The 3293-nt window shown below is 63.4% G+C and carries 5 protein-coding genes; 1 reads left to right on the forward strand and 4 read right to left on the reverse strand.

Annotation, left to right across the window (positions count from 1 at the left end; translation table 11 throughout):
- Together K8I61_02510 and K8I61_02515 are read right to left on the reverse strand one after the other, a co-directional pair.
- On the reverse strand, positions 1–240 hold a 240-nt coding region (locus K8I61_02510; protein ID MBZ0270882.1), incomplete at its 3' end, for a hypothetical protein.
- 43 nt (positions 241–283) lie between these two features.
- Entirely contained in the window at positions 284–1435 is a 1152-nt protein-coding gene (locus K8I61_02515) for an MlaE family lipid ABC transporter permease subunit (GenBank protein ID MBZ0270883.1), read from the reverse strand.
- Positions 1436–1724: 289 nt separating this feature from the next.
- On the opposite strand from K8I61_02515, the gene K8I61_02520 reads away from it, so the two are divergent.
- Positions 1725–2417, forward strand: coding sequence for a hypothetical protein (locus tag K8I61_02520; protein ID MBZ0270884.1), 693 nt, complete (start codon positions 1725–1727; stop codon positions 2415–2417).
- 321 nt (positions 2418–2738) lie between these two features.
- On the opposite strand, the gene K8I61_02525 is transcribed toward K8I61_02520, so the two are convergent.
- Positions 2739–3059, reverse strand: coding sequence for a hypothetical protein (locus K8I61_02525; protein ID MBZ0270885.1), 321 nt, complete (start codon positions 3057–3059; stop codon positions 2739–2741).
- Positions 3060–3109: 50 nt separating this feature from the next.
- The coding region (locus K8I61_02530) for a hypothetical protein (protein ID MBZ0270886.1) at positions 3110–3293 on the reverse strand (184 nt) is incomplete at its 5' end.

Below are 3293 nucleotides of genomic sequence, written 5' to 3' on the forward strand. Positions count from 1 at the left end.
GTCCGCTGCGTCGTCGTCGGGCGCGGGGCCGGTATACAAACGCAGATGCACGTTATCCTCGTCGGCCTCGAGGATTTTCATGTGCGCCTCGCCCCCTTGTGCGCCCGGTATGGAATAGATCCCCCCCACGACGAAAACGTCAGGTTGATCGTAGAAGTCGCGGATGCGGCCGACAAGGACGATCAGGCATACCACGAGAACGATGGCGAGGACGAGAATGGACGTGCGTCGGGATCCCATGGTTCGTGCTCCAGGTCATGGTCATGCAAAAATTCATGGACGGTCACAGCTCCCAGTATTGGAAAATGAGCGTGAAGATCGCGTCCGTGACGATCAGAAGAAAAATCGACGTGACGACGGCGCTGGTCGTGTATTGACCCACGCTCGCCGCGCCGCCGCGCACCTGAAATCCGCGCATGCAGCCGACGACCGCGATGATGAGCGCGTACGCCTGCCCCTTCACGAGCCCCTGGCCGATATCCCACAGGTCGATCGTCTTCACGCTCTCCTGCACGTACGCACTGATGGTCAGGCCGCCGACCGTCGTACCGACGATGAGCCCGCCAAGCAAGCCGAGGAAGTCGGAATAAATGATGAGCACCGGCACCATCAGCGCCAGCGCGATGATCTTCGGCACGACCAGAAAGCGGATCGGGTCGAATCCCATCGAGGTGAGCGCGTCGACCTCCTCGCTCACCATCATTGTGCCGATCTCCGCCGCGAACGCCGAACCCGACCGCCCCGCGACGAGGATGCACGTCATGAGTGGGCCGAGCTCGCGAAGGATCGACAGCCCCACGAGATCTGCCGCGTAGATGTTCGCGCCGAATTGCTTGAGTTGCATCAGAGCCTGGAATCCCAGGATGAGCCCCATCAGGATCGAGATCAGCCCCACGATCGGCAGCGCGTCCGCGCCCGTGCGTTCCATGTAGTGAAGCACGTCGCCAATACGAAGCGCCGACGGTTTCCGCGCCGTCCGCATCATGCCGATCGTCGATTCGCCGACAAAGCCGATCGAGTGATGAACGTCGCGGACGAACGCGATCGCCGCGCCGCCGATCTGCGCGATGACGCCCTCCGGCTTGATGTGCCCGGGGTGCTCCGAGATCAGGCGTTTGCGGTCGATGAGTTTCAACACGCCCGCGCGCGCCGTGACGCCAAGAAACGTCACGCGACGATCAAGCGCCGCCAGGTCGCGCTCGAGATCGATCAGAACGGCCGCGCCCGCGGCGTCCAGGTAATCGACCGCGGAAACGTCGATGGAGACGTCGCCGGTGGTGGACTCGGCCGTGTCCTCAAGCTCCCGGCGCAGGCGCTCGGCGTTCGTCAGCGCCAGTCGGCCCGAGAGCGTCAGCCGCGCGCCGCCGCCGGACTCCTCGATCTCCAGATCGAACGTCCGCGGCTCGTCGGGCGGATAGGGTTTGCGACGCGGCATAAGGTGGAGGGCATCTTAGCAACGAAGGATGAAAGGCTGAAAGACCGCGGCAAGTGCGGAGTGCGGAGTGCGGAGTGCGGAGTGCGGAGTGCGGAGTGCGGAATTTCATCGCAATTCAACACAAAGGACACGAAGTTCACAAAGGATTTGTGTTTCTTTGTGTCCTTGGTGGTTTTGTGTTGAAACCGCGATTTGCGATGACCGTCCAGCCTTCCGGCCTTCCAGCCTTCCAGCCTCTTTCCTCGCTGGTCCCCGCGTTGACACGCTCCGGCCCCCGCGCGAAGTTGGCATGGTGACCGACATCGATCCCGCCGACGATCCCGAACGCGACGACGACGCGGCCGAGCCCGGCGCGGCGACGACGGCCGCCGACCGCTGGAGCTATTTTGGCGCGGCGGAGCGGCCCTATTTCCAGGCGTTCCGGCGATTTCGCTACGGGCTGTTCAATCCCATCCTCGGCCACCTCGCCGCGCGCGGCATCGGCCCGGATCATGTGACCGGCGCGAGCTTTTTCGTGCTGCTCGTCGGGTTTCCGCTTTGTTACGGCGCGCGCGCCTACGGCGCCGCGTTCATCGTGCTCGCCATCCATCTCGTCCTCGACGGCATCGACGGCCCGCTCGCGCAATACCTCGGGCGCAAGGGCGCGGCGCACGGCGCGCTCATGGACATGACCAACGACGTGACCGGCATGGTCATCGTCATCGTCACCGCGACGTATTTCGGCCCGATCCCCTGGCCGGTCGGCGCCACCTACGTCATCACCTACCTCTACGTCACGATCTTCGCCGTCGGGCAGAACCTCCTGTCGATCCCCTACGCCTACGTCGTCAAGACGAAATACCCCGTGTACATCCTCTTGTTTGCCTGGTGGATGGGAGGCCTGCCGCCGAACGTCGTGACGCTCTTCATGGCCGTCGCCACGGTCTACATGGGCGTGTCCGCGTTCTACGGATTCCTGCGCGTGGCGCGGAAGCTGAGGTAGGAAGACCGGAAGCCGAGCCTTGTCATCCCGCGGCAGGAAGACCGGAAACCGAGCCTTGTCATCCTGAGCGAAGCGAAGGATCTACATTCTTGATGGCGCGGTGCGAGACCCTTCGCTTCGCTCAGGGTGACAAATCGCTCAGCGTGACACGTCGCTCAGCCTGACACGTCGCTCAGCGTGACACGTCGCTCAGGGTGACAAGTCGCTCAGCGTGACGCGTCGCTCAGGGTGACAAGTCGCTCAGGGTGACAAGTCGCGCGAGTTGTTGAATTGCGACGTTGCGATTCCATTCCCAATTCCCAATTCGCAATTCCCAATTCCTCAAGATGCGTCGAGCCCGCATTCGTCCGTAAGGCAATCGTGCCATTGCCGGCACGTCCCGCCCGGATCGTAGCAGTCCGCGTAACAGTCCACGGGGTCGCGGCCGCAGCCGCGCGCGATGGAATCCGCGCTCATCTCGTCGCCGTTATCGTCCAGAAACACGACGCACTCGTTCAGCGCGTCGATCGCGTCGCGGCACGCGTCCTCGTCGTCGCTATCGTCGGGAAGGCGAAAGACCGGGCGCCCGTCGTCGTCCGTACCCCCGGCGATGCACCCGGCGAGGGCGGCCAAAAGGACGATGAACAAGATGCGCGCATTCATGACGCGCCGATGAAATCACGCGCGGGTGGGGCGGTCAATCGCGCTTTATCTCAACTCGCGTCGCAGGCGTCCATGCAACCTCTCGCGCCCTGCACGTCACCGGGGCAGTCGTTGTCGATGCAGGTCTGGTAGCAGGTCCAGTCGTTGTCCATGAGGTCGCAAACCTGAGCGGCGTCCTCGGCGAACACGAAGTAGTCGTCGCCGAGCGTGAACACGATGCCGCACGCATACATG

Source organism: bacterium, assembly GCA_019912885.1.
In the GTDB taxonomy this organism is placed as follows: Bacteria; Lernaellota; Lernaellaia; order JACKCT01; family JACKCT01; genus JAIOHV01.

Bases quoted from the DNA above. Each gene is read 5' to 3' on its own strand.
- K8I61_02515 (MBZ0270883.1), bottom strand. From the start codon at position 1,435: ATGCCGCGTCGCAAACCCTATCCGCCCGACGAGCCGCGGACGTTCGAT.
- K8I61_02520 (MBZ0270884.1), top strand. From the start codon at position 1,725: ATGGTGACCGACATCGATCCCGCCGACGATCCCGAACGCGACGACGAC.
- K8I61_02525 (MBZ0270885.1), bottom strand. From the start codon at position 3,059: ATGAATGCGCGCATCTTGTTCATCGTCCTTTTGGCCGCCCTCGCCGGG.